The sequence below is a fragment of the Lentzea sp. HUAS12 genome (genome assembly GCF_024125735.1).
Taxonomy (GTDB): Bacteria; Actinomycetota; Actinomycetes; order Mycobacteriales; family Pseudonocardiaceae; genus Lentzea; species Lentzea albida.
Genome location: NZ_CP099738.1, coordinates 9337090 through 9358386 on the forward strand (window position 1 = coordinate 9337090; position 21297 = coordinate 9358386).

23 protein-coding genes are annotated in these 21297 nt (G+C 69.8%); 11 read left to right on the forward strand and 12 right to left on the reverse strand.

What is annotated here, in order from left to right:
- Positions 1–64 precede the first annotated feature (64 nt).
- Positions 65–799 carry an SDR family oxidoreductase gene (locus tag ND450_RS44025; protein WP_253323858.1) on the forward strand — a complete coding sequence of 245 codons (735 nt, stop codon included), beginning with the start codon at positions 65–67 and terminating at the stop codon, positions 797–799.
- A gap of 21 nt (positions 800–820) precedes the next feature.
- On the opposite strand, the gene ND450_RS44030 is transcribed toward ND450_RS44025, so the two are convergent.
- Positions 821–1741: a hypothetical protein gene (locus tag ND450_RS44030; RefSeq protein ID WP_253323859.1), complete on the reverse strand. Its 921-nt coding sequence runs from the start codon at positions 1739–1741 to the stop codon at positions 821–823.
- An 11-nt stretch (positions 1742–1752) separates the two neighbouring features.
- Complete coding sequence (locus tag ND450_RS44035; RefSeq protein WP_253323860.1) at positions 1753–2721, reverse strand: DUF2332 family protein; 969 nt, start codon at positions 2719–2721, stop codon at positions 1753–1755.
- Between the two features lie 56 nt (positions 2722–2777).
- Between ND450_RS44035 and ND450_RS44040 the strand changes: the two genes are divergently transcribed.
- Positions 2778–3536: an enoyl-CoA hydratase/isomerase family protein gene (locus ND450_RS44040; RefSeq protein WP_253323861.1), complete on the forward strand. Its 759-nt coding sequence runs from the start codon at positions 2778–2780 to the stop codon at positions 3534–3536.
- An 88-nt stretch (positions 3537–3624) separates the two neighbouring features.
- Here ND450_RS44040 and ND450_RS44045 read toward each other — a convergent pair whose 3' ends face one another.
- The 7 genes from ND450_RS44045 to trxA all read right to left on the reverse strand — a co-directional run bounded on the left by ND450_RS44045 (position 3625) and on the right by trxA (position 7342).
- The gene (locus ND450_RS44045; protein WP_253323862.1) at positions 3625–4224 is read right to left on the reverse strand and encodes an MBL fold metallo-hydrolase; all 600 of its coding nucleotides are present in this window, start codon (positions 4222–4224) and stop codon (positions 3625–3627) included.
- The gene (locus tag ND450_RS44050; RefSeq protein WP_089913565.1) at positions 4224–5312 is read right to left on the reverse strand and encodes an S-(hydroxymethyl)mycothiol dehydrogenase; all 1089 of its coding nucleotides are present in this window, start codon (positions 5310–5312) and stop codon (positions 4224–4226) included. Before ND450_RS44050 ends, ND450_RS44045 begins: the two co-directional genes overlap by 1 nt.
- 13 nt (positions 5313–5325) lie before the next feature.
- Complete coding sequence (locus ND450_RS44055) at positions 5326–5844, reverse strand: VOC family protein (RefSeq protein WP_253323863.1); 519 nt, start codon at positions 5842–5844, stop codon at positions 5326–5328.
- An 80-nt stretch (positions 5845–5924) separates the two neighbouring features.
- Positions 5925–6194, reverse strand: a complete 270-nt coding sequence (locus tag ND450_RS44060) for a DUF4235 domain-containing protein (RefSeq protein ID WP_253323864.1) — start codon at positions 6192–6194, stop codon at positions 5925–5927.
- A complete protein-coding gene (locus ND450_RS44065) occupies positions 6191–6511 on the reverse strand; it encodes a DUF3618 domain-containing protein (RefSeq protein WP_089913556.1) in 321 nt (106 codons plus the stop codon). Before ND450_RS44065 ends, ND450_RS44060 begins: the two co-directional genes overlap by 4 nt.
- On the reverse strand, positions 6508–6897 hold the full coding sequence (locus ND450_RS44070; protein ID WP_089913552.1) for a phage holin family protein: 390 nt from the start codon (positions 6895–6897) through the stop codon (positions 6508–6510). The genes ND450_RS44065 and ND450_RS44070 overlap by 4 nt, the downstream gene beginning before the upstream one ends.
- A 64-nt stretch (positions 6898–6961) precedes the next feature.
- Positions 6962–7342 carry a thioredoxin gene (gene trxA / locus ND450_RS44075; RefSeq protein WP_089913549.1) on the reverse strand — a complete coding sequence of 127 codons (381 nt, stop codon included), beginning with the start codon at positions 7340–7342 and terminating at the stop codon, positions 6962–6964.
- Between the two features lie 365 nt (positions 7343–7707).
- On the opposite strand from trxA, the gene ND450_RS44080 reads away from it, so the two are divergent.
- From ND450_RS44080 to ND450_RS44095, 4 genes are read left to right on the forward strand one after another with little or no spacing between them, the layout of a single operon-like run.
- Entirely contained in the window at positions 7708–8610 is a 903-nt protein-coding gene (locus ND450_RS44080; RefSeq protein ID WP_253323865.1) for an ABC transporter substrate-binding protein, read from the forward strand.
- A 7-nt stretch (positions 8611–8617) separates the two neighbouring features.
- Positions 8618–9430, forward strand: a complete 813-nt coding sequence (locus ND450_RS44085; RefSeq protein WP_253323866.1) for an amino acid ABC transporter permease — start codon at positions 8618–8620, stop codon at positions 9428–9430.
- A complete protein-coding gene (locus ND450_RS44090; RefSeq protein ID WP_253323867.1) occupies positions 9417–10175 on the forward strand; it encodes an amino acid ABC transporter ATP-binding protein in 759 nt (252 codons plus the stop codon). Before ND450_RS44085 ends, ND450_RS44090 begins: the two co-directional genes overlap by 14 nt.
- A 1-nt stretch (position 10176) precedes the next feature.
- The gene (locus ND450_RS44095; protein WP_253323868.1) at positions 10177–11841 is read left to right on the forward strand and encodes an aminotransferase class V-fold PLP-dependent enzyme; all 1665 of its coding nucleotides are present in this window, start codon (positions 10177–10179) and stop codon (positions 11839–11841) included.
- Here ND450_RS44095 and ND450_RS44100 read toward each other — a convergent pair.
- Positions 11819–12061: a DUF397 domain-containing protein gene (locus ND450_RS44100; protein WP_371927597.1), complete on the reverse strand. Its 243-nt coding sequence runs from the start codon at positions 12059–12061 to the stop codon at positions 11819–11821. The two genes, ND450_RS44095 and ND450_RS44100, sit on opposite strands and share 23 nt — an antisense overlap.
- Positions 11973–12815, reverse strand: coding sequence for a helix-turn-helix transcriptional regulator (locus ND450_RS44105; protein WP_253323870.1), 843 nt, complete (start codon positions 12813–12815; stop codon positions 11973–11975). Before ND450_RS44105 ends, ND450_RS44100 begins: the two co-directional genes overlap by 89 nt.
- Positions 12816–13008: 193 nt before the next feature.
- Between ND450_RS44105 and ND450_RS44110 the strand changes: the two genes are divergently transcribed.
- The 5 genes from ND450_RS44110 (at position 13009) to ND450_RS44130 (ending at position 18500) form a co-directional block, all read left to right on the forward strand.
- Positions 13009–15492 carry a chitobiase/beta-hexosaminidase C-terminal domain-containing protein gene (locus ND450_RS44110; protein WP_253323871.1) on the forward strand — a complete coding sequence of 828 codons (2484 nt, stop codon included), beginning with the start codon at positions 13009–13011 and terminating at the stop codon, positions 15490–15492.
- A 66-nt stretch (positions 15493–15558) separates the two neighbouring features.
- Positions 15559–15948 carry a PPOX class F420-dependent oxidoreductase gene (locus ND450_RS44115; RefSeq protein ID WP_253328153.1) on the forward strand — a complete coding sequence of 130 codons (390 nt, stop codon included), beginning with the start codon at positions 15559–15561 and terminating at the stop codon, positions 15946–15948.
- Positions 15929–17074 (forward strand): precorrin-6y C5,15-methyltransferase (decarboxylating) subunit CbiE, encoded by a 1146-nt coding sequence (cbiE, locus tag ND450_RS44120; protein ID WP_253323872.1) that lies wholly within the window; start codon positions 15929–15931, stop codon positions 17072–17074. The genes ND450_RS44115 and cbiE overlap by 20 nt, the downstream gene beginning before the upstream one ends.
- A complete protein-coding gene (cobM, locus tag ND450_RS44125) occupies positions 17071–17811 on the forward strand; it encodes a precorrin-4 C(11)-methyltransferase (protein WP_253323873.1) in 741 nt (246 codons plus the stop codon). The genes cbiE and cobM overlap by 4 nt, the downstream gene beginning before the upstream one ends.
- On the forward strand, positions 17808–18500 hold the full coding sequence (locus tag ND450_RS44130) for a cobalt-precorrin-6A reductase (RefSeq protein WP_253323874.1): 693 nt from the start codon (positions 17808–17810) through the stop codon (positions 18498–18500). Before cobM ends, ND450_RS44130 begins: the two co-directional genes overlap by 4 nt.
- On the opposite strand, the gene ND450_RS44135 is transcribed toward ND450_RS44130, so the two are convergent.
- The gene (locus ND450_RS44135; protein ID WP_253323875.1) at positions 18441–21290 is read right to left on the reverse strand and encodes a BTAD domain-containing putative transcriptional regulator; all 2850 of its coding nucleotides are present in this window, start codon (positions 21288–21290) and stop codon (positions 18441–18443) included. The two genes, ND450_RS44130 and ND450_RS44135, sit on opposite strands and share 60 nt — an antisense overlap.
- Positions 21291–21297: the final 7 nt, after the last annotated feature.

Consider the following 21297-nt stretch of genomic DNA (forward strand, 5'->3'; position numbering starts at 1 on the left):
GCACCTCCGGTACCAGAATAAACCGGCTCTGGATACCAGGCTGGGCTCGCCGCAGGCTGGGGTCATGAGTGGTGAGGGAAAGGTCGTGGCGATCACCGGTGCGAGCAGCGGGATCGGTGAGGCGACCGCGTTGTGGCTGGCGGAACGGGGCGCGCGGCTCGTGCTCGGAGCACGTCGTGCGGACCGTCTCGCGGACCTGGTGGACAGGATCGAGCGTGCGGGCGGCACGGCGGTGAGCGTGCGTGTGGACGTGACCCGCCGGGAGGATCTGCACGCGTTGGTGGCGTTGGCCCGCGAACGGTTCGGGCGCCTCGACGTGCTGGTCGGCAACGCGGGCGTGGGGCCGATCTCGCCGATGGACGACCTGCGCGTCGACGAGTGGGACGAGATGGTCGACGTGAACATCAAGGGCGTGCTGCACGGGATCGCGGCCGCGCTGCCGGTGTTCCGCGAGCAGCGGGCCGGGCACTTCGTGACCACCTCGTCGACGGCCGCGTTCACCGTCGCGCCCGCGATGGCGGTCTACGCGGGCACGAAGGTGGCGGTGCGGGCGATCTGCGAGGGCCTGCGCCAGGAGGCCGGTCCGACCGTGCGCGTCACCACGGTGTTCCCGGGGTTCGTGCACACCGGTTTCGCGGAGGCCTCGTCGAACCCCGTTGTGCGGGAACGCATCGCGGGCCTGCGGGACGAGATCGCGATCCCGCCGGACGCCATCGCCCGCGCCATCGCGTTCGCGATCGAGCAGCCCGCCGACGTGGACGTGAACGAGATCGCGGTGCGACCGGCCGCCCAGGGTTGAGCGGCCGGCCCGGGAAACGGCTCAGCGGAAGGCGTTGCGCGTGTAGGTCAGGCTGAAGTCGCCCTTGTTGGAGAAGTACCGGTCGATCAGCAGGGCCGGGTCGGTGGCCATGTAGCCGCGGTAGACCGGGCCGTCGTTCTGGTCGTCCCAGCCCCACGGTGCGTTGGCGGCGTTGTCCTTGCCGTTGTCGCCGCGGAAGGTGCCGAACGACGCGAAGGTCTCCGTGTTGTTCCGGCGGGCCCACATGCCGTTGGCGTCCAACGTGTTCACCAGGCGGTAGCCGACGCTGCGGTCGTTGCCGCCCGACGGCACCTCGCCGATCGCGGACGGCTGGTAGACCACGCCGTCACCGCCGGGGAACTCGGCGCCGTTCCAGCGGTACAGGCCGTGGCCCTTGGCCTCCTGGAACGTGGCGGGGCGGCCGCCGACCAGCAGCAGCGTGCCGTCGATGGTCTCCGCGCCGTTCCGGTACGGCGACCCGGCGGGCACGTAGGAGTAGAAGTCGCTGTGCGCCACCGTGACCGCGGCTTCGAGCCTGCCGTACTGCGAGCCGTCCTTGCGGACCGCGAACAGCGCGCCCTCCAGGTCGTTCTCGTGGGTGCGCTGGCCGAACGGGTCGGGCTGGTCGTCCCAGTCGCGCGGGTGGAAGAAGCCGTAGACGAGGAACCAGTGCGTGCCCGTCTCGACCACCGAGTAGTACGCGGCACCGGTCAGCTTGGCGAGCTGGGGCTGGTTCTCCCAGTTGTTCAGTGTGTTCCAGTCGCCGTCGAAGTCCACTGTGGACAGGTAGTCGGCGTCGTGGTCGGAGGAGTCGGTGTCCTGGTGGTGCACCGGGGCCCAGTGGAACGCCAGGTCGTGGTCGGAGACGGCCGCCCGGGCGGGCGCGGCCGTGGTCGTCGTGAAGAGGGCGACGGCCAGCAGGGAGGCGCGGATCGTTTTCACGCCGCCGGAGGTTAGCTGTAGATGGTGACCGTCAGGCGGGGGTTCGAGCGAAAATCAGTCGACTCGTAGGCGACGCGCGCAAGTGGCATCGACCCGGCGGCGGCCGTCAGCGTCGTCTCGATCTCGTGCCGCTCGTCCTCGGTCAGGTACGACCAGAACGAGCTGTGCCAGATCACCGTGTAGGTGGTGCGGTCCTCCGGCGGCACGAGGTTCTCGCGCAGCCACCGCCCCGCGGGGGAGCGCGCGACCTTCACGCCGACCTTCGCGGCGAGCTCGATGGCGTCGTCGAGGTCCCAGCGCAGCGCGTCGTGCTCGGGCGGGATGAACGACTGCAGGATCATCGCGTGCTTGGGGTCGGCGGGGTCGCGCGGCTGCAGGTCGCAGCCGGCCCGGTCGACGATCCGCAGGTTCGGCGGCTGCGGACCGGCCGCGGCGAGCCGCACCGGCGAGTCCTTGTCGCCCCACTCCCAGCCGAGGCCGAACCAGCGGTAGTGGTCGAGGATCAGGTTCAGCCCCGCGCACGCGCCGAGCTCGAGCAGCCGGACCTTCGGCGCCCCGATCATGGTGAGGCCCCGGAGCAGGAACCCGGCCGTCTTCGGCTGGTGCTGCTGCACCGTGCGGTCGAGCGCGGCCAGGATCTCGCCGGGGTTCTCGATGATCGCGCTGCGCGCGGCGAGCCACGTCAGCAGGGCCGCCGAGTCGGACTCCCCGGCCATCGCCGCCGCGTGCGCGCTGGTGAACCGCTCGGTGAGCTCCGGCGCCCTGCCCGACAGCATCAGCAACCGCACCCCCGCCAGCGCCTGCACGCCGAACAACGGGCTGTGCACGGCGCTGTGCGAGCACAGCAGGTCCGCCACCGGCCCGCCCTTGTCGAGCTCGCTCGCGAGCTCCGACAGGATGCGCGCGGACACCGGCGCGGTGGCGCGCAACCGCGCCGCGAACGTGCGCAACGTGGACGCACCCATTGCAGCCGCGGTCACGGGTCCTCCTGTCTTCGGCCAGAGGACCTTACAAGGGCGCCGGTATCGTCCGACGGGTGAGCGAGTTCCTGGAGCTGTCCGCGGCCGGTCCGGTCGCCACCCTGATGATCAACCGACCGGCCAAGCGCAACGCCATGAGCTACGACATGTGGTCGGCCCTGCCGGGGTTGCTCGGGCGCGTTTCCGCAGATGAGAGCGTGCGGGTGCTCGTCATCCGGGGCGGGGAGCACTTCTCCGCGGGCGCCGACATCGCCGAGTTCTCGACCCTCCGGCGCGGCGCGGAGGGCGCCGCCCACTACGGCGAGGCCGTGCACGCCGGCGAGCGGGCCATCGCCCGGTTGGACAAGCCGACGATCGCCGCGATCTCCGGCTTCTGCGTCGGCGGCGGCTGCGAGATCGCCCTGGCGTGCGACATGCGGGTGGCGGCGGTGGACGCCCGCTTCGGCATCACCCCGGCGAAGCTCGGCATCGTCTACAACTTCACGTCCACCAAGGCGCTGGTCGACGCCGTCGGCCCGGCGTGGGCGAAGCAGATCCTGTTCTCGGCCGACCTGATCGACTCGGCCACCGCGTTGCGGATCGGCCTGGTCAACGAGGTGGTGGAGTCGCTGGACGCACGCGTGAAGGAGCTGTCCGAGCAGATCGCCGGCCGCGCGCAGGTCTCGGTGCGCGGGGCCAAGAAGATCATCAACTCGATCACGGACGGCGGGCACGAGGACGACTTCGTGCGCGCGCTGTACGCGGAGGCCGCCTCCAGCGCCGACTACGCCGAGGGCGTGACGGCGTTCCTGGAGAAGCGGCCTCCGCGGTTCTAGTGGTGTGGCGCAGAAGGTTGCGGGCGGTGCCGCGAGGCGCCCTGCTGAGTGTGGATTACCTCGCCGACCTTCTGGGACGCACCACTAGCTAGAACACCTCGGCGGCGATCGTCGTGTCGTCGCCGTGGCCCGTGTGCACCACGGTCTCGCCGGGCAGCGTCAGCAGCTTCTCCCGGATCGACTGCTCGATCGTCGGCCGGTCCGAGAACGACCGGCCGGTCGCGCCCGGTCCGCCCTGGAACAGCGTGTCGCCCGTGAACACCGCGCCCAGCGACGGCACGTAGAAGCACACGGCGCCGGGCGAGTGGCCCGGCGTGTGCAGCACGTGGATCTCCTCGCCGGCCACGGTCAGCACCTGGCCGTCCTCCAGCGCCTGGTGCGGGATGACGCCGGTGTGCGTCAGGTTCCACACCACGTGGTCGGCCTGGTGCAGGGCGAGCGGCGCCCCCGTCGCGTGCGCCAGGTCCGGCGCGACGCGGACGTGGTCGTCGTGCGCGTGCGTCAGGAGGATCGCCACGACCTCGCGGCCGTTCACGACCTTCAGGATCGCGTCCACGTCGTGCGGGGCGTCGATCACCACGCACTCGGAGTCGTCGCCGATGACCCAGACGTTGTTGTCGACGTCGAAGGTCTCGCCGTCCAGCGAGAACGTGCCGGAGGTGACGGCGTGGTCCACGCGGAGTGCCATCAGAACACCACGACCGATCGCAGCACGTCGCCGTGGTGCATCTTCTCGAACGCGCCCTCGACGCCGTCGAGCGGGATCTCCTCGGTGACGAACGCGTCGAGGTCGAAGCGGCCCTGCTGGTACAGGTCGACGAGCATCGGGAAGTCGCGCGTGGGCAGGCAGTCGCCGTACCACGAGGACTTGAGCGCGCCGCCGCGGCTGAAGAAGTCGATCAGCGGCATCTCCAGCTTCATGTCCGGCGTCGGAACACCCACCAGGACAACGGTTCCGGCGAGGTCGCGGGCGTAGAACGCCTGCTTCCACGTCTCCGGGCGGCCGACCGCGTCGATCACGACGTCCGCGCCGAACGAGTCCGTCAGGTCCTGGATCGCGGTGACGACGTCGTCGACCTCGCGCGCGTTGATGGTGTGCGTGGCGCCGAAACCCTTGGCCCACTCCAGCTTCCGCGGGTCCGTGTCCACGGCGATGATCTTCGCGGCACCGGCGAGGCGGGCGCCCGCGATGGCGCCGTCACCGACACCGCCGCAGCCGATCACGGCCACCGAGTCGCCGCGGCCGACACCGCCGGTGTTCACGGCGGCACCGACACCCGCCATCACACCGCAGCCGAGCAGGCCGACGGCCGCGGCGCGCGCGGACGGGTCGACCTTCGTGCACTGTCCTGAGTGGACGAGCGTCTTCTCCGCGAACGCGCCGATGCCCAGTGCGGGGGAGAGTTTCGTGCCGTCGGTCAGCGTCATCGGCTGCGAGGCGTTGAACGTCGAGAAGCAGTACCAGGGCTTGCCCCGGCGGCACGCGCGGCACGTGCCGCAGACGGCGCGCCAGTTCAGCACGACGAAGTCGCCGGGCTCCAGATCCGTGACGCCCTCGCCGACCGACTCCACGACACCCGCGGCCTCGTGGCCCAGCAGGAACGGGAAGTCGTCGTTGATCCCGCCCTCGCGGTAGTGCAGGTCGGTGTGGCAGACGCCGCACGCCTGGACCTTCACCACCGCCTCGCCCGGGCCGGGATCGGGCACCAGGATCGAGGTCAGTTCGACGGGTTGACCCTTGCCCCGGGCGACGATGCCCTTGACCTCTTGCGCCACTGCGACTCCGTCCTCAGTTGATCAGTGTCGTGCCTTCGAACTCGCCGAGTTCTTCCCGGTAGAACTCAATCCCTACACCGTTGGGGTCGCGGATGTACAGGCTGTCCTCGACGCCCCGGTCGGGCCCCAGGTACTCGATCCCGGCCTCGTCCAGCTTGGACTTGATCTCGTCGAACCGCTCCGGCGACGTCGAGAGGGCGAGGTGCTGGACGGCACCGATCGTCTCGGAGAACGCCGGGTGGTCGTGACCCGGGAAGTCGAAGAACCCCAGCAGGTTCTTGCTGCCGAGGTCGAAGAAGAAGTGGCTCGAGCCGTTGTAGTCGCGGTTCTCGACGAGCTCGACCAGCGGGAAACCGAGGAACTCCTGGTAGAACCGGATGGTCTCCTCGACGTCCTTGCAGATCAGCGCGATGTGGTGCACGCCCCTGGTCGGCGAGCCGCCGCGTTCGGCGAGAGGCTTCACGTACCGTTCGCGCAGCTCATCGCGCTTGGCGCGGATGGCGGCGAGCTCTTCACCCTCTGGCTGTGGCATGCCGCCAGGGTAGTTGATCGTTCAAACGTCCGCAGGCTCAACGCCCGGCCCGCGGCGGGCCGGGCGCTCGGGGAGACCTGTCAGTCTTCCTCGTCGCCGGGCCACTCGCCCGTGAGCTTCTGGAAGCCCTTGGCGCCGCCGCGGTCGATCGCGGCCTTGACCAGGCCGAAGATGGCGCCCTGGATGGCCGCGGCCAGCAGCACCTCGGTCCAGGCGCGGTTGCGCATCGTGGCGCTGGGCGCTTCCTTGTCGCCGGCGATGAGCTTCCAGATCTGGCCGAAGATCGCGGTGGCGAGGAAACCTCCCAGCGCGCCGAACAGCATTCCGAGGGGACGGTAGAACAGCTTCATCGGTTCCTCCGTGAGATCGCCCAGATCGCGAGGACGAGCGCGATCAACGCCGCGGCGATCGCGCCGGGGTGCCTGCGCGCCTTCTCGACCTGCGCCGCGACGGGGTCGGGCAGCGAGTCGACGGCCTGGTTGGTCGCGGCGGTCATGCGCACGACCGCGTCCTGCGCCTGGCCCTTCACCCGCTCGGCCGTCTCGTGCGCCTGCTCCTTCACGCGGGCGGGCACGTCGACCTTGTGCGCCAACGCTTCCACGGTCTCGCCGAGCTCACGACGGGTGCGCTCGACGTCGCGCTGCAGCTGCTCCTTGGGGTCGCTCATCGGTGCGCACTCTCCTTGATCGTCGCGATGTCCCGCTGGACGTTGTCCATCGCCTGCCTCGGGACCGGCGGAGCGGCCTGCTTCACCTGGCCCTTGCCCACGAGCGCGAAAACGCCCGCGAACAGCAGAAGGGCGGCCGCGACGATCAGAGCGGCCGCCCACGGCGGAACTACGAGTGCCAGCAGCAGGATCAGGCCCGCGACGACGCTGAGCCCTCCCCACCACGCGAACACGCCGGCCGCGCCGAACATCCCGGCGCCGACACCGGCGTGCTTGCCCTTGTCCTTCAGCTCGGCGACGGCGAGACGGATCTCATCGCGCGCGAGCCTGCTCACCTGCTCGGACAGCTGGTTCACCAGCTGCGCGGTCGACGTGTCGGTGTTCATGCACGTCGATTACCCACAGGTGGGTTGAGCCAATCAGTCCCGCCGAGCGGTCCTGCCGAGGCGATCAGCCCTGCTGGGCCTGGGCCTCCGCGACCTTCGCGTGGACCTCTTCCATGTTCACGTCGCGCGCCTGCTGGATCAGGTCGTTCAGCGCGGGGGCGGGCAGCGCGCCCGGCTGCGAGAACAGCACGACACCTTCGCGCACGATCATGAGCGTCGGGATGGAACGGATGCCGAACGTGGCCGCGAGCTCCTGCTGCGCCTCCGTGTCGACCTTGCCGAAGACGATGTCCTCGTTGTTGTCCGACGCCGCTTCGTAGGTGGGCCCGAACGCGCGGCACGGCCCGCACCACTCGGCCCAGAAGTCGACCAGGACGATGCCGGAGCCGTCGGAGCCACCGACCACCTCGTCGAAGTTCTCCTTGGTCAGCTCGACCGTCGCCATGTTGGTCCTCCTCGTTTTCTGGGGGCATCCGGACCAACGAACCGGAGCGCGGTGGAATTCCCCAGGTGCGCCCGGTCACGTCGGTGGGAGGGTGCGGGGTGCCCGCCAGGACGGCGCGATCGCGCCGCCACGCGGATGAGGTGGCGGCCACGAGGCGCTGGCGGCAGCAGGCGCGAACCCGCTGTCCGCCACCCGCCACCCACCGGCCCGCGCCACCGGCCGCGACCTCAACTTTTTGTGGACGCCTTCAACACCCTGTTTGCGCAGCTCCCGCCGCCTGCCACCCCCGCCGCCGCCGATCTGCCGGAAATGGTTGGTTCAACTTTTTGTGGACGGCTTCAACTCGGCGTTGTACGGTCCCCGCCATGATGCCGCGCCTGCTCGTGACCTCGCTGCTCGTGTTGGGGCTCGCCGCCTGCGGGTCCACGTCCGACCCCGCCCAGACGTCCACGCCCCCGTCGTCCGACCTCGGGTCGGTCAAGAAGGACGACGCGCTCGCCGCGCTGCTGCCGCCGGAGATCGCCTCGGCCGGCACGTTGAAGGTCGGGTCGAACATCCAGAACCCGCCGAACAACTTCTACGACCAGGACGGCAAGACCCCGATGGGGTCCGAGGTCGACCTGATCAAGGCGATCGCCGCCAAGCTCGGGCTCAAGGCCGAGCACAGCGACATGGCGTTCAGCTCGCTGATCACCAGCCTCGAGACCGGCCGCGTCGACGTGACGATGGCCGCGATGAACGACACCGCCGAGCGCCAGCAGAAGATCGACTTCGTCGACTACTTCACCTCCGGCATCACGATCATGGTGCAGAAGGGGAACCCGCAGGGCGTCAAGAGCCCGGACGACCTGTGCGGCAAGGGCATCGCGGTGAACCTGGGCAGCTCGCAGGAGCAGTTCGGCAAGGAGCAGAGCGAGAAGTGCAAGGCCGCGGGCAAGCCCGAGGTCACGCTCAGCGTCACCGACAGCGACACCGGCAACCAGAACCAGCTGCGCACCGGCCGCGTCGCCGCGATCCTCAACGACCTGCCGACCGCCGTCTACGTCGCGAAGACCGCCGGTGACGGTCAGTACTTCGAGGTCGTGCCGCTCGCGCCGATCAACGGCGGCCCGTACGGCATCGGCGTCGCGAAGAAGAACGCCAAGCTGTCCGAGGCGATCAAGGGCGCGCTGCAGTCGCTGATCGACGACGGCACCTACGAGAAGATCGTCACCACCTGGGACATCAAGCAGGGTGCGATCACCAAGGCCACCGTCAATGGCAAGTGACACCCGCATGAACGACGTGCGTGAGGAACTGGTCGTCGTGCCGCTGCGCCACCCCTGGCGGTGGATCAGCGGCGCGGTGATCGTGCTGGTCATCGCGGGACTGGGCTGGGCGATGTCCGAGGCCCAGATCCAGTGGGAGGACGTGCCGGGGTTCTTCACACACCCCGTGATGCTCGAAGGCCTGCTCAACACCATCGTGCTCGCCGTCGCCGCGCAGGGCGGCGCGATCGTGCTCGGTGTGGTCGTGGCGCTGATGCGGCTGTCCGCGAACCCCGTCGCGCGGTGGTTCGCGATCGGCTACATCTGGCTGTTCCGCGGGCTGCCCGTGCTGCTGCAGATCCTGATCTGGTTCAACCTCGCGCTGGTCTTCCAGAACATCAGCATCCCGATGCTGTTCTCCGTGCCCACCAACGTGGTCATGACGGCGTTCGTCGCGGCGCTGCTCGGCCTGGGGCTCAACGAGAGCGCCTACATGGCGGAGATCGTCCGCGCGGGGCTGAGCAGTGTCGACGAGGGGCAGACCGAGGCGGCCAAGTCGATCGGCATGACGCCGTTGACGACTCTGCGGCGCGTCGTCCTGCCGCAGGCGATGCGGGTGATCATCCCGCCGACGGGCAACAACTTCATCAACATGATCAAGGGCACGTCGATGGCGTCGGTGATCGCCTTCACCGAGCTCATCCACGCCGCGAACAACATCTCGTCGCGGAACCTGGAGATCATGGAAACGCTGTTCGCCGCCGCGGCCTGGTACCTCGTGATGGTGTCCCTCGCGTCGATCGGGCAGCACTACCTGGAGCGTGCTTATGGCCCTCGTTGAGGCGGTCGGTGTCCGCAAGTCGTTCGGGCACACCGAGGTGCTCAAGGGCATCGACCTGGAGGTCGAGCGCGGCGAGGTCGTGTGCCTCCTCGGCCCGTCGGGCGCGGGCAAGTCGACGTTCCTGCGGTGCGTGAACCACCTGGAGACCATCGACGCCGGCCGCATCTGGGTCGACGGCGTGCCGGTCGGGTTCCGTTCGGCCGGCGGCAAGCTCTACGAGCTGCGCGAACGCGAGGCCGCCCACCAGCGCCGGGACGTCGGGATGGTGTTCCAGCGGTTCAACCTGTTCCCGCACCGCACGGCGCTGGAGAACATCATGGAGGGGCCGGTCCAGGTCCTCGGCCGCGGTCGCGCGGAGGTGCGCGCGGAGGCGCTGGCGCTGCTGGAGAGGGTGGGGCTGGCCGAGAAGGCGGGCGCGTACCCGGCCCAGCTCTCGGGAGGTCAGCAGCAACGTGTTGCGATCGCCCGCGCTCTGGCGATGAAGCCCAAGCTGATGCTGTTCGACGAGCCCACGTCCGCGTTGGACCCGGAGCTGGTCGGCGAGGTGCTCGACGTCATGACCTCGCTGGCCCGCGACGGCATGACGATGATCGTGGTGACCCACGAGATCGGCTTCGCCCGCTCGGTCGCCGACCGCGTGGTGTTCCTCGTCGACGGCGCGGTGGTGGAGTCCGGCACACCGTCCGGCGTGCTGGACAATCCGCAGCAGCCGCGCACGCAACAGTTCCTCGCAAAGGTGCTCTGAGTTGATCGACGCCTCGTACCTCGCCCAGTTCCGCGAACCGGAGGGGTATCTCGACTTCGCCCGCTTCGGCCCGCCGTCGCTGGCGGTCGTCACGGCCACCTCCCGCCTGCTGGAGCAGGCCTCGCTCGCCGGGCCGTCCACCGTGGACACCCTGATGCGCGAGGAGCAGCGGGTGAAGGCCGCCGTCGCGCGCCTCTGCCGCACGGACACCGACCACGTCGCCCTGGTGCCCAACACGTCGATCGGCCTGTTCCAGGCGGCCTTCGGACTGTCCGGCACGGTCATGTACTCGGCCGCGGAGTTCCCGTCCAACACCTACCCGTGGGTGCGGGCGGGCATCCCGTCGGTCGTGCTCGACGGCCCGGTGCACCCGGCGGCCGTCGCTACCGGTCTGACGCCCGAGGTCTCGGCGTTGTCGGTGTCCGCTGTGGACTTCCGCACCGGCTACCGCGCGGACCTCGCGGCGTTGCGCGAGGCGGTGGGCGACCGCCTGCTGGTCGTGGACGGCATCCAGGGCTTCGGCGTGGTCGACGAGCCGTGGGAACTCGCCGACGTGCTCGTCGTCGGCGGCCAGAAGTGGCTGCGGGCGGGCTGGAGCACCGGTTTCGCGGTGCTCTCCGACCGAGCTCTGGAACGCCTCTCGCCGGTGCTGTCGGGCTGGACCGGCGCCGTGGACGCGGGCCTGTTCGACGACTCGGTGCACGCCGCCGCCCCGGACGCCGCCTCCTGGAACATCACGAACCTCTCGCCGATCGTCTCCGGCGCCTTCGCGGAGGCCCTGGAACTCGTCGAACTGGCCGGCGTCTCCAGGCTGGCCACCGCGGTGGCCGAGATCGTCGCCGAGGTCGAGGAGATCGTGCTGTCGGCCGGTGGCAAGGTCGTGTCGGCACGAGAACGCCGAGCTGGAATCCTCGCGTTCACGATGCCCGAGGCCGCCTCGGTCGTCGGCGAGGCCCTGAACGCCTTCGGCATCACCGCGACCGTCCGCCCGGAGCACGTCCGCCTGTCCCCGCACGCCACCACCTCGCGCGGCACGTTGGAGCGTCTGCGGGCGGCCCTGAAGTCGTTGTCCGGCCCGGCTTCCTCCCCGATTCCGGCAGCCTTGTCGGCGCTGGTGCCCACCATCGACAGCCTGGCGTCCGCCCTGGGCCCGGACACCGAGGTCGTCGTGCACGACCTGTCCCGCCTGCCCAACTCGATCATCGCCATCGCGGGCTCCCTGACCGGCCGCCAGGTGGGCGGCCCGATGACGGACCTGCTGCTGGGCCTCGTGCGACGGGGCACCACCACCGACATGCCGGGCTACGAGACCTACGCCCCGGACGGCCGCGCGATCTGGTCGTCGACGACCTTCGTCCGCGACGCGTCGGGCGTCGCCGTGGGCTGCCTGTGCGTCAACAAACTCGCGGCCCACGAGGCGTCGGGCCCGGTGGAGTCCTTCCCGCAGGACGTGGACACGCTGCAGCGCTCACTGGTCGAGAAGGCCATCGCCGACGTGGGCGTGCCGGTCGAGCTGATGAAGAAGGTGCACAAGTCGCAGGTCGTCCGGGTGCTGGACGAGGCAGGCTTCTTCCTCATCCGCGACTCGGTCGACCACCTGGCGGGCGTCCTCGAGGTCACCCGCTACACGATCTACAACTACCTCAACGAGAACCGAGGGACCTGAGCAGGCTCTGCCAGGCGGGGACCGAGAACGCGAGCACGCCGCCGCTCGCGTTCTTCGAGTCCCGGACGAGGGCGTCGTGGGAGAGCGAGACTTCGACGCACTCACCTTCCTCGGTGCCGACGCTGTAGCTGCTAGTACGCCAAGTGCGGTCCTGCATCATCGGAATCCTCTCGCGGTCGGCCGACGTAGTCCGCCAGCCTGCTCCGCGATTGTTCCGCATTCAACGCGACTTCATCCAGACGATCGAAGAGCAGCCGAGTCCGAGCGATCGCGCCGGGGTCCTGCACGTACACGTTCGTCAGTTCGGTCTCGCTGTAGACCACCGGCCGGGCCTTCTCGAACTCCCAGAGCGCGCAGCTCGAGGCCACCACCGGCGCGTCGTCTGGCACCACTCGGATGGTGTGCGCGTGGAACAGGAGCCGGGCGTATTGATCCTTCATGATCGCGCTGCTTCCCACTCGCAACCGCAGCGCGTTCTCATGGATGTAGAACACGCAAGTCGGCCGATCGTGGCGGCGCAGCACCGCCTGTCGGTCGACCCGGATCTGGACGAGTGCGGGGATCCGCGCTTCCGTCACCATTCCGGTCATCCGGTAGTGACCGTCGGCGTACTCCGGAGTTTGGACCAAGCCGGGTATCGCCTGTGGCGAGTAGCTCGTGAGTGCCGAAGCGGTGGCCTCGGCCATCGCGACAGTGCGGAGGTTGTCGGACACCTGCACGATGTACTCGTCGAACGCGTGCTGGTAGCGGCGCCTGAAGTCGTTGATGTAGTCGATGTCCTTGCCGCACATGGACAAGAACTGGATGATGTCGACCTCGCTGGCACGTGCCCGGCCGTGTTCCACGGTCGAGACCTTGCTCGGGTCCCAGCCCAGCTTCTCGGCCATCTTGCGGCCGCCGAAACCCGTGCAGGTCTCGCGAAGGCGCCGGAGCTCGTCACCCAGGTCCCGGCTGTACGCGGTGGATGCAGTCATGCACCGACGCTATGGGTTGTATTCACTTCAAGCCGCTGCTCGTTCGGGTGAAAACAAACTCGTGCCGGGAAGCTTTCGTGAAACTTTCATCTTCCGCAACCGTCATCTCCGCTTTACCGTTCCAGGTGTGAGAGCGCTCTCAAAGGTGAGATGGCGGCGTGGACTTGCCGCCGTAGCGATTGCCCTGTCGTCATTGGCGACGGTCGAGGCCGCGTACGCGGCCGACGACTACACGCAGAACGTGACCGCGATCGACGCGACTCAGGCCCGGATCAACTTCACGCCGACGACCCCTGCCGCCTACGTCGACGTGCACTACCTGATCTCCGGCCAGGCACAGCAGAACTTCCGCATGACCAACAACGCCGGGACCTGGCAGAAGACCGTCGGGTCGCTGTCGTCCGGCACGGTCATCGACTACTGGTTCACCTACGAGAAGAGCGGTCCGCAGTACGACACGCCGCACTTCACGTACACCCACCAGGGTGCGGTGCAGCCGGTGGCGACGCCGACCTTCAGCCCGCCCGGTGGCACGTACTCGACCGCGCAGACGGTCACGATCTCGACGTCCACCAGCGGCGCGACGATCCGGTACACCACCGACGGGTCCACGCCCACCACCAGCAGTCCTGTCTACAGCGGGCCGATCTCGGTGCCCGGCAACAGGACCGTCAACGCGATCGGCATCAAGTCCGGTCAGCCCAACTCGGCCGTCGGCAGCGCGCAGTACGTGATCGGCACGCCGGTCGCGACGCCGACGTTCAGCCCGCCGGGTGGTGCCTACGCGTCCGCGCAGACGGTGACGATCTCGACGTCCACGTCCGGCGCGACCATCCGGTACACAGTGGACGGATCGACGCCGACGAGCAGCAGTCCTGTCTACAGCGGGCCCATCTCCGTGCCCAGCAACAGGACCATCAGCGCGATCGGCATCAAGTCGGGGCTCGTGAACTCCGCGGTGGCCAGCGCGACGTACACGATCGGGACGCAGCAGGGGTGTTTGCAGTCCGACAACCCGAACTTCGGGCCGAACACGCGCGTTTTCGACCCGAGCATGTCGGCGACGAGCATCCAGACGCAGCTCGACATCGACTTCAACAACCAGAAGGACACGCTGACCGCGCAGATGGCGCCGCGGAGGGTCGCGCACCTGTTCAAGCCCGGTACGTACAGCGGCATCCACGACGACGTCGGCTACTACACGTCGGTGTCGGGACTGGGCAAGAACCCCGGTGACGTCGTGATCAACGGCGACATCACCGTGGACGCGTTCAACGAGTCCGACAAGGGTGTGGCGCTGCAGAACTTCTGGCGCTCCGCCGAGAACATGACGGTCGTCCCGAGCAGTGGCACCAACCGCTGGGCCGTCGCTCAGGCCGCTCCGTTCCGGCGCATGGACGTCCGCGGCAACCTGGCGCTCTACCCGGCCAGCTACGGGTTCGCGTCCGGCGGCTACACCGCGGACACCCGCGTGTCCGGCCAGACCGCGTCGGTCTCGCAGCAGCAGTGGTACACGCGCGACTCCAACTACGGCAGCTGGAACGGCGGCGTGTGGAACATGGTGTTCTCCGGAACGCCGGGCGCGCCCGCGACCACGTTCCCGAACCCGCCGTCGACCAACCTGGCGACGACGCCGATCTCGCGCGACGTGCCGTACCTCTACTTCGAGAACGGCAAGTACCGGGTGTTCCTGCCCTCCCTGCGCACCAACGCTTCCGGTGCGTCGTGGGTCAACGGTGGCACGCCGGGCAGTTCGCTGCCGATGAGCGACTTCTACGTCGTGAAGTCCGGTGACACCGCCGCGACGATCAACGCGGCGCTCGGCAACGGCTGCAACCTGTTCTTCACGCCCGGCATCTACAACGTCAACCAGACGATCAACATCACGCGGCCGAACACCGTCGTGCTGGGCATCGGCTACGCGACGATCGTGCCGCAGAACGGCGTCACCGCGATGCAGGTCGCGGACGTCGACGGCGTGCGGATCAAGGGCGTCCTGTTCGACGCCGGCACCACGCTGTCGAACTCGCTGCTGACCGTGGGCCCGGCCGGCTCGTCGGCCTCGCACGCGTCCAACCCGACCACGCTGCAGGACGTGTTCTTCCGCGTCGGCGGCGCGATCGCGGGCAAGGCGACGAACAGCCTGGTGATCAACAGCCACAACACGATCATCGACCACACCTGGATCTGGCGCGCCGACCACGGCAACGCCGGCACCTGGGGCTGGGACGAGGCGATCGGGGACACCGGTCTGGTCGTGAACGGCAACGACGTCCTGGCCACCGGCCTGTTCGTCGAGCACTACCAGAAGTACCAGGTGATCTGGAACGGCGAGCGCGGCCGGACGATCTTCTTCCAGAACGAGATGCCGTACGACGTGCCGAACCAGGCGACCTGGAACAGGCCGAACGGGCAGGCCGGATATGCGGCCTACAAGGTCGGCGACAACGTCACCACGCACGAGGCGTGGGGACTCGGCAGCTACTGCTTCTTCAACGTCAACCCGTCCGTGCGGGCCGAGAACGCGTTCGAGGTGCCCAACCGGTCCGGCGTCAGGTTGCACAACCTGCTGACCGTGTCGCTCAACTACCAGGGAACGATCACCCACGTGGTCAACAACGTGGGCGGGGTGACACCGCCGGGCACCGTGCCGGTGAACGTCGTCAGCTACCCGTAGTGCTGCTCTGAAGTGCGGCCCGTCACCTCCTCCTGGTGACGGGCCGCATCGCTGCGCCCACCTATGATGCGGACCATGTCGATCGAGCGCGGCCCCGAGTTCACCGAGTTCTGGGCGGAACGCCACCTGTGCACGATGTCCACCGTTCGTCCGGACGGGACCGTGCAGGTTGTTCCGGTCGGGGTCACGCTCGACCAGGAGACCGGGATCGCGCGGATCATCACCGACGGCGGGTCCTGGAAGGTCAAGCACGCCCGCAGGGCCGGGTATGCCGCGGTGTGCCAGGTGGACGGTCGGCGTTGGTCCACGTTGGAGGGTCCTGCCGTCGTGCGCGACGACGTGGAATCCGTCAGGGACGCCGAGCAGCGGTATGCGGCGCGCTACAAGCAGCCGCGCGTCAACCCGACGCGCGTGGTGATCGAGATCCAGGTGAAGCGTGTCTCCGGCAGCGTCTGACGTCGTGGTCGTCGGCATCGGCGCCGACGGCTGGGACGGGCTTTCCCCTGCGGCTCAACAGGCCGTTTCCAGCTCGCGTGTGCTGATGGGGTCGCGGCGGCAGCTCGACCTGGTACCGGGGGAGTTCGAACGGGTCGCGTGGCCGTCGCCGCTGGTGCCGGCCTTGCCCGCGTTGTTCGAGAAGTACCGGGACGTGTGCGTTCTGGCGTCGGGTGACCCGATGTTCCACGGCATCGGGACCACTTTGGTCCGGTTGCTGGGGGAACGGGTGCGCGTGGTCCCGCACCCGTCGTCGGTGTCTTTGGCCTGCGCGCGGCTCGGGTGGGCGTTGAACGAGGTCGAGGTCGTGTCGCTGGTGGCGCGCCCGGTCGATCTGCTACGCCCCGTGCTGACGCCGGGACGGCGCGTGCTCGTGCTGGGCGGTGACCCCGCGACGGTCGCGGGGATCGCCGGATCGATCACGGTGCTCGAACAGCTAGGTGGTCCCGCCGAGCGGGTTTACCCTTGGTTCGGGCAGGACTCGGACCCGCTGTGCGTGATCGCGATCGAGTACGACGGGAGCGCTCTCTCGAGGGTCCCCGGCCTGCCCGATGACGTGTACGACTCCGATGGCCAGCTGACGAAGCGAGAGGTGCGGGCTATTTCGCTGTCGAGATTGGCGCCGCTGCCCGGGCAGCTGCTGTGGGACGTCGGCGCGGGATCGGGTTCCATCGCGATCGAGTGGGCGCGCACGCACCCGACGTGCCGCGCGATCGCCATCGAGCAGTCGGACGAACGCGCAGAGCGAATCCGGGGTAACGCTGCGTCTCTGGGTGTGCCCGGTGTCGAGGTCCACATCGGACGGGCGCCGGAGGCGTTGGAAGGGCTGGAGAAGCCCGACGCGATCTTCATCGGCGGCGGGGTGACCGTGCCCGGCGTGCTGCAGTCCTGCTGGGACGCGCTGGCCGCGGGTGGTCGTCTGGTCGTCAACGCGGTGACGCTCGAATCCGAGGCCGTGGTGGCGCAGTGGTACGCGCGGCTCGGCGGTGACCTGGTGCGGATCGCGGTGAACCGCGGCTCGTCGGTCGGCAAGTTCACCGGCTGGCGGCCGCACATGCCCGTGACGACGTGGAGCGTGACGAAGTGACCGTGCACTTCATCGGGGCCGGGCCCGGAGCGGCCGACCTGATCACGGTGCGGGGGCGGTCGCTGATCGAGTCGTCGTCCGTCTGCCTCTACGCCGGTGCGCTGGTGCCGGAGGAGTTGCTGGACTTCTGCCCCGCCGGGGCGCGGAAGGTCGACACGGCCGAGCTGACGCTGGACGAGATCGTCGCCGAGCTCGTCGCGGCCTCGGAGCAGGGGCTGGACGTGGCCCGGCTGCACTCCGGCGACCCGTCGGTGTTCAGTGCGATGGCCGAGCAGATGCGCCGGTTGGACGCGCTGGGCATCGACTACGACGTGACGCCCGGGGTGCCGGCCTACGCGGCCGCGGCGGCGTCGTTGCAGCGCGAGCTGACGGTGCCCGGCGTCGGGCAGACGGTGATCCTCACGCGGACCTCGCAGCGCGCCACGCCGATGCCCGAGGGCGAGGACCTGGACACGCTGGGACGCAGCCACGCGACCCTCGTGCTGCACCTCGCCGTGCAGCGGATCTCGGACGTCGTGGCGGAACTGGCGCCGAACTACGGGTGGGACTGCCCGGTCGCGGTCGTCGCGTACGCGTCCCGGGAGGACGAGGTCGTGCTGCGGGGGACGCTGGACGACATCGCCGCGCAGGTCGAGGCCGCCGGGATCAGGCGGACCGCGGTGATCATCGTGGGGCAGGTGCTGGGGGCGACGCAGTTCCCGGACAGCCACCTGTACTCGGCCGCGCGCGTTCGATGATCCTGATCCTCGGGGGGACGGGGGAGGCGCGCGAACTGGCTTCCCGGGTGACCGCTGTCTCCTCGCTGGCCGGCCGGGTCAGCAACCCCGCCCTTCCCGCCGGCGAGGTGCGGATCGGTGGGTTCGGAGGGGTCGACGGGCTGGCGCAGTGGTTGCGGGACAACCGGGTTGATGCCGTTGTCGATGCCACGCATCCGTTCGCGCGGCAGATCACCGCGAACGCTTTCGAGGCCTGTGCGCGGGTCGGTGTGCCGTTCCTGATCCTGCGCCGTCCCGGGTTCACGCCGGTCGACGGATGGCACTGGGTCGGCAGCGTGGCCGAAGCCGCGCGGAACCTGCCGGGCGAGCGGGTGTTCCTGACGACCGGGCGGCAGGATCTCGCGGAGTTCGCCGGGTGCCCGCAGTGGTTCCTGGCGCGGATGGTCGAGCCGCCGGAACCGCCGATGCCGCAACGGATCGAGGTGCTGCTGTCCCGAGGCCCGTTCGTTGTGGACGGTGAGCTGGAGCTGATGCGCTCTCGCCGGATCGACGTGCTGGTCACGAAGGACAGCGGCGGTTCGATGACCTCGGCCAAGCTCGAAGCCGCGCGTCAGCTCCGCGTTCCGGTCGTGATCGTGCGGCGGCCACCGCTACCGCCCGCCCAGGTGGTGGACACCGTGGAGGGCGCGCTCGGCTGGCTGGGCCGCTGACCTGTCGAGGTCGTCGAGTTGCCGCTGGACGCGGGCGACATCGTTGTCACGGCCCTGCTGCCGGTAGAGCTCCAGCGCTTCCCGCCACACCGAACGGGCCTGCGCGACTTCGCCGAGCGCGACGTGGGGATGGCCGAGGTTTTCGAGGGTGACGGCGGCCTCGACGGCGTTGCCGACGCTGCGGAAGAGGGCGAGTGCCTCGCGATAGTGATCGATGGCCCGCCGGTGGTCACCGGTGCGGTGGGCGATGAAACCCAGGCTGTCCAGGCAGTCCGCCTCGCCGTCGCGGTCCTGCTGGTGCCGGTGCAGGTCGAGGGCTGCCCGGCAATGCGAGCGGGCGGTGTCGTAGTCGCCCAGGTGTGCGGCGTGCCAGCCCACCGTGTTGAGGGCGTCGGCTTCCCACACCGGCTCGTCCAGGTCGCGCAGGAGTGCCACGGCACGACGGGCGTGTGCCAATGCCTGCCGGTTGTCTCCCTGTTGTCCCCAGGCCCACGCGAGGGCGTGGTGTGTCCGGGCCTGCTGGGCGGGGTCGTGGTGGTCTTCGGCCACGGCGAGGGCGCGGTGCAGATGGGCGACGGCTTGCTCGTGCTGTCCCAACTCCGCGTGCGCGTGGCCGAGCCGCCGGCGGGCGTGGACGAGGGCGGCGGGATCGGGCAGTCGTTCGGCGGCGTCGACGGCGGCCTGCCAGACGGCCAGGTCGTCGTGGCGGTGTCCCCGCCTCAGGTGGAACGTGGCCAGCGCCCAGGCCAGGTGCCACACGACCTGGGGACGGTCGTGGGCGGCGGCGGTGTGCTGGGCGGCCAGCAGATGGGGATGGTGGACATCCAACCAGGCCAGCGTGGTGGCGCGGTCGGTCAACGGGTGGGGGTGGACCCCGGGAGCGGGCGGGTCGAGCGGGATCGGCGGGCGGTGGGGTTCGAGGAGGCGGTCGGCCGCGTCCGTGGTGTGCAGGTAGAAGTCGACCACCCGGTCCACCGCCGCCCGCCGCACCGGTTCGAGGAGGTCACGGGCTGTCTCCGCGGCGTAGGAGCGGACCAGGTCGTGCATTCGAAAACGGCCGTGCGGGTGCCGGTCGAGCAGTGAGTGCTCCTCCAGCGCGCGCAGGACCTTGCGAGTCCGCGCCGGGGACAGACCGGTGAGGGCCGCGGCGGTGGGCAGGTCGATGTCCGGACCGGGGGCGATTCCCAGCAGCGCGAACGTGACGCGTTGCTCGTCGGTGAGGTGGTGCAGGGACCACGACAGCACGGCCGGCAGGCTGGCGGTGGGGTCGATGTCGTGGTCGAGCACCGCCAGCCCGAGGTCGCGCAGTTCCGCGGTGTGCTCCGCGAGCGGGATGGTGGGGTGGGTGGTGGCGTGGCGGACGGTGATCGCCAGGGCCAGGGGGTGGCGTCCGCACAGTTCGATCAGGTCGTCGGTCAGGCCGGGTTCGGCGTTGATCCGCCGTTCGCCCAGGCGGGTGGCCAGCAGGGCGCGGGCCTCGCCGTGGGTGAGGACGTCGAGGGGCAGGTGGCGGGCTCCGTGGCGGTCGATCAACGAGGACAGGGTGGTGCGGCCGGTGACCAGCACGGTGCAGTCCGGGCTGCCGGGCAGCAGGGGGACGACCTGGTCGGCGGTGGCGGCGTTGTCCAGGACGACGAGCATCCGCTTGCCCGCCACCAGGCTCCGGTACAGCGAGGCCGCCGCGTCCAGGTCGGACGGGAGGTGATCGGCGTCCTGGCCCAGGGCGTTGAGGAATCCGCGCAGCGCGTCGGCGGGCTCGGTCAGCCGGCCGGTGGGGCTGAACCCGTGCAGGTCGACGAACAACTGGCCGTCGGGGAACCGGTGCAGGTTGCGGTGCGCCCACGTGAGGGCCAGCCACGTCTTGCCGATCCCGCCGGCGCCGCCGATCGCCGAGATCACCACCGTTCCAGCCGTGGCCCGGCCGTTGCGGGCGCCGGTGAGGGCGCGGTCCAGCTCGGCCAGTTCGAGGGTCCGGCCGGTGAACAGCGCGGGAGCGGCCGGCAGCTGGCGCGGTACCACCGGTGACCGGTTCTCCTGGGCGGCGAGGCCGGGATCGGCGGCCAGCATCCTCTGGTGGAGTTCTCGCAGGGGCGGCCGGGGATCGACGCCGAGCTCCTCGGCCAGCAGGACGCGCAGCCGCTCGTAGCGCTCCAGCGCGTCGGCCTGACGACCGCTGCGGTACAGAGCGAGCATGAGCTGGGCCGTGATGCGCTCGTCCAGCGGGTGCGCCTGGGCACGCGTGGTCAACTCGGGCAGCAGCGCGGCGTGCCGGCCTTGGCGCAGCGCCAGTTCGAGGCGGTCGGTGTCGGCGGCGAACCGCTCGCGCTCGAGTTCCTGGCGCAGCGTGGCGATCCACGGCGTGTCCAGCCCGGCCAGCGCCTCACCACGCCACACCTGCGCGGCCTGCTCCAGCAGTTCCGACGCATGGACCTCGTCGGCGTCGGCGCGGGCATCGGCGACCAGGCGCCGGAACCGGTGCACGTCCACCTGACCGGGTGCGGCCAGCAGGACGTAGCCGCCACCGCGCCGCTCGATCACCACCTCGTCCGCGACGCCACTGGCGGACAGCAGGATGCGCAGCCGCGACAGGTAGTTGCTCACCAACTGCCGGGCCCGCCGGGGCGGGCGCTCGCCCCAGATCCGGTCCACCAGCTGGTCGGTGGAGACCACCTGGTTGGCCTCGACCAGCAACGTCGCCAGCACGTACCGCTGGCGGGCGTGCCCGAGGTCCACCCGCGTTCCGTCGACGAAGACCTCGACCTGGCCCAGCACCCGCAGCTCCACCCTCACCCGCGCA

Coding starts and splice junctions, on each gene's coding strand:
- ND450_RS44025 (WP_253323858.1), top strand. CDS start 65: ATGAGTGGTGAGGGAAAGGTCGTGGCGATCACCGGTGCGAGCAGCGGG.
- ND450_RS44045 (WP_253323862.1), bottom strand. CDS start 4,224: ATGGCACTCCGCGTGGACCACGCCGTCACCTCCGGCACGTTCTCGCTG.
- ND450_RS44055 (WP_253323863.1), bottom strand. CDS start 5,844: ATGCCACAGCCAGAGGGTGAAGAGCTCGCCGCCATCCGCGCCAAGCGC.
- ND450_RS44060 (WP_253323864.1), bottom strand. CDS start 6,194: ATGAAGCTGTTCTACCGTCCCCTCGGAATGCTGTTCGGCGCGCTGGGA.
- ND450_RS44065 (WP_089913556.1), bottom strand. CDS start 6,511: ATGAGCGACCCCAAGGAGCAGCTGCAGCGCGACGTCGAGCGCACCCGT.
- ND450_RS44070 (WP_089913552.1), bottom strand. CDS start 6,897: ATGAACACCGACACGTCGACCGCGCAGCTGGTGAACCAGCTGTCCGAG.
- trxA (WP_089913549.1), bottom strand. CDS start 7,342: ATGGCGACGGTCGAGCTGACCAAGGAGAACTTCGACGAGGTGGTCGGT.
- ND450_RS44080 (WP_253323865.1), top strand. CDS start 7,708: ATGATGCCGCGCCTGCTCGTGACCTCGCTGCTCGTGTTGGGGCTCGCC.
- ND450_RS44085 (WP_253323866.1), top strand. CDS start 8,618: ATGAACGACGTGCGTGAGGAACTGGTCGTCGTGCCGCTGCGCCACCCC.
- ND450_RS44090 (WP_253323867.1), top strand. CDS start 9,417: ATGGCCCTCGTTGAGGCGGTCGGTGTCCGCAAGTCGTTCGGGCACACC.
- ND450_RS44100 (WP_371927597.1), bottom strand. CDS start 12,061: ATGCGGAACAATCGCGGAGCAGGCTGGCGGACTACGTCGGCCGACCGC.
- ND450_RS44105 (WP_253323870.1), bottom strand. CDS start 12,815: ATGACTGCATCCACCGCGTACAGCCGGGACCTGGGTGACGAGCTCCGG.
- ND450_RS44115 (WP_253328153.1), top strand. CDS start 15,559: ATGCGGACCATGTCGATCGAGCGCGGCCCCGAGTTCACCGAGTTCTGG.
- ND450_RS44130 (WP_253323874.1), top strand. CDS start 17,808: ATGATCCTGATCCTCGGGGGGACGGGGGAGGCGCGCGAACTGGCTTCC.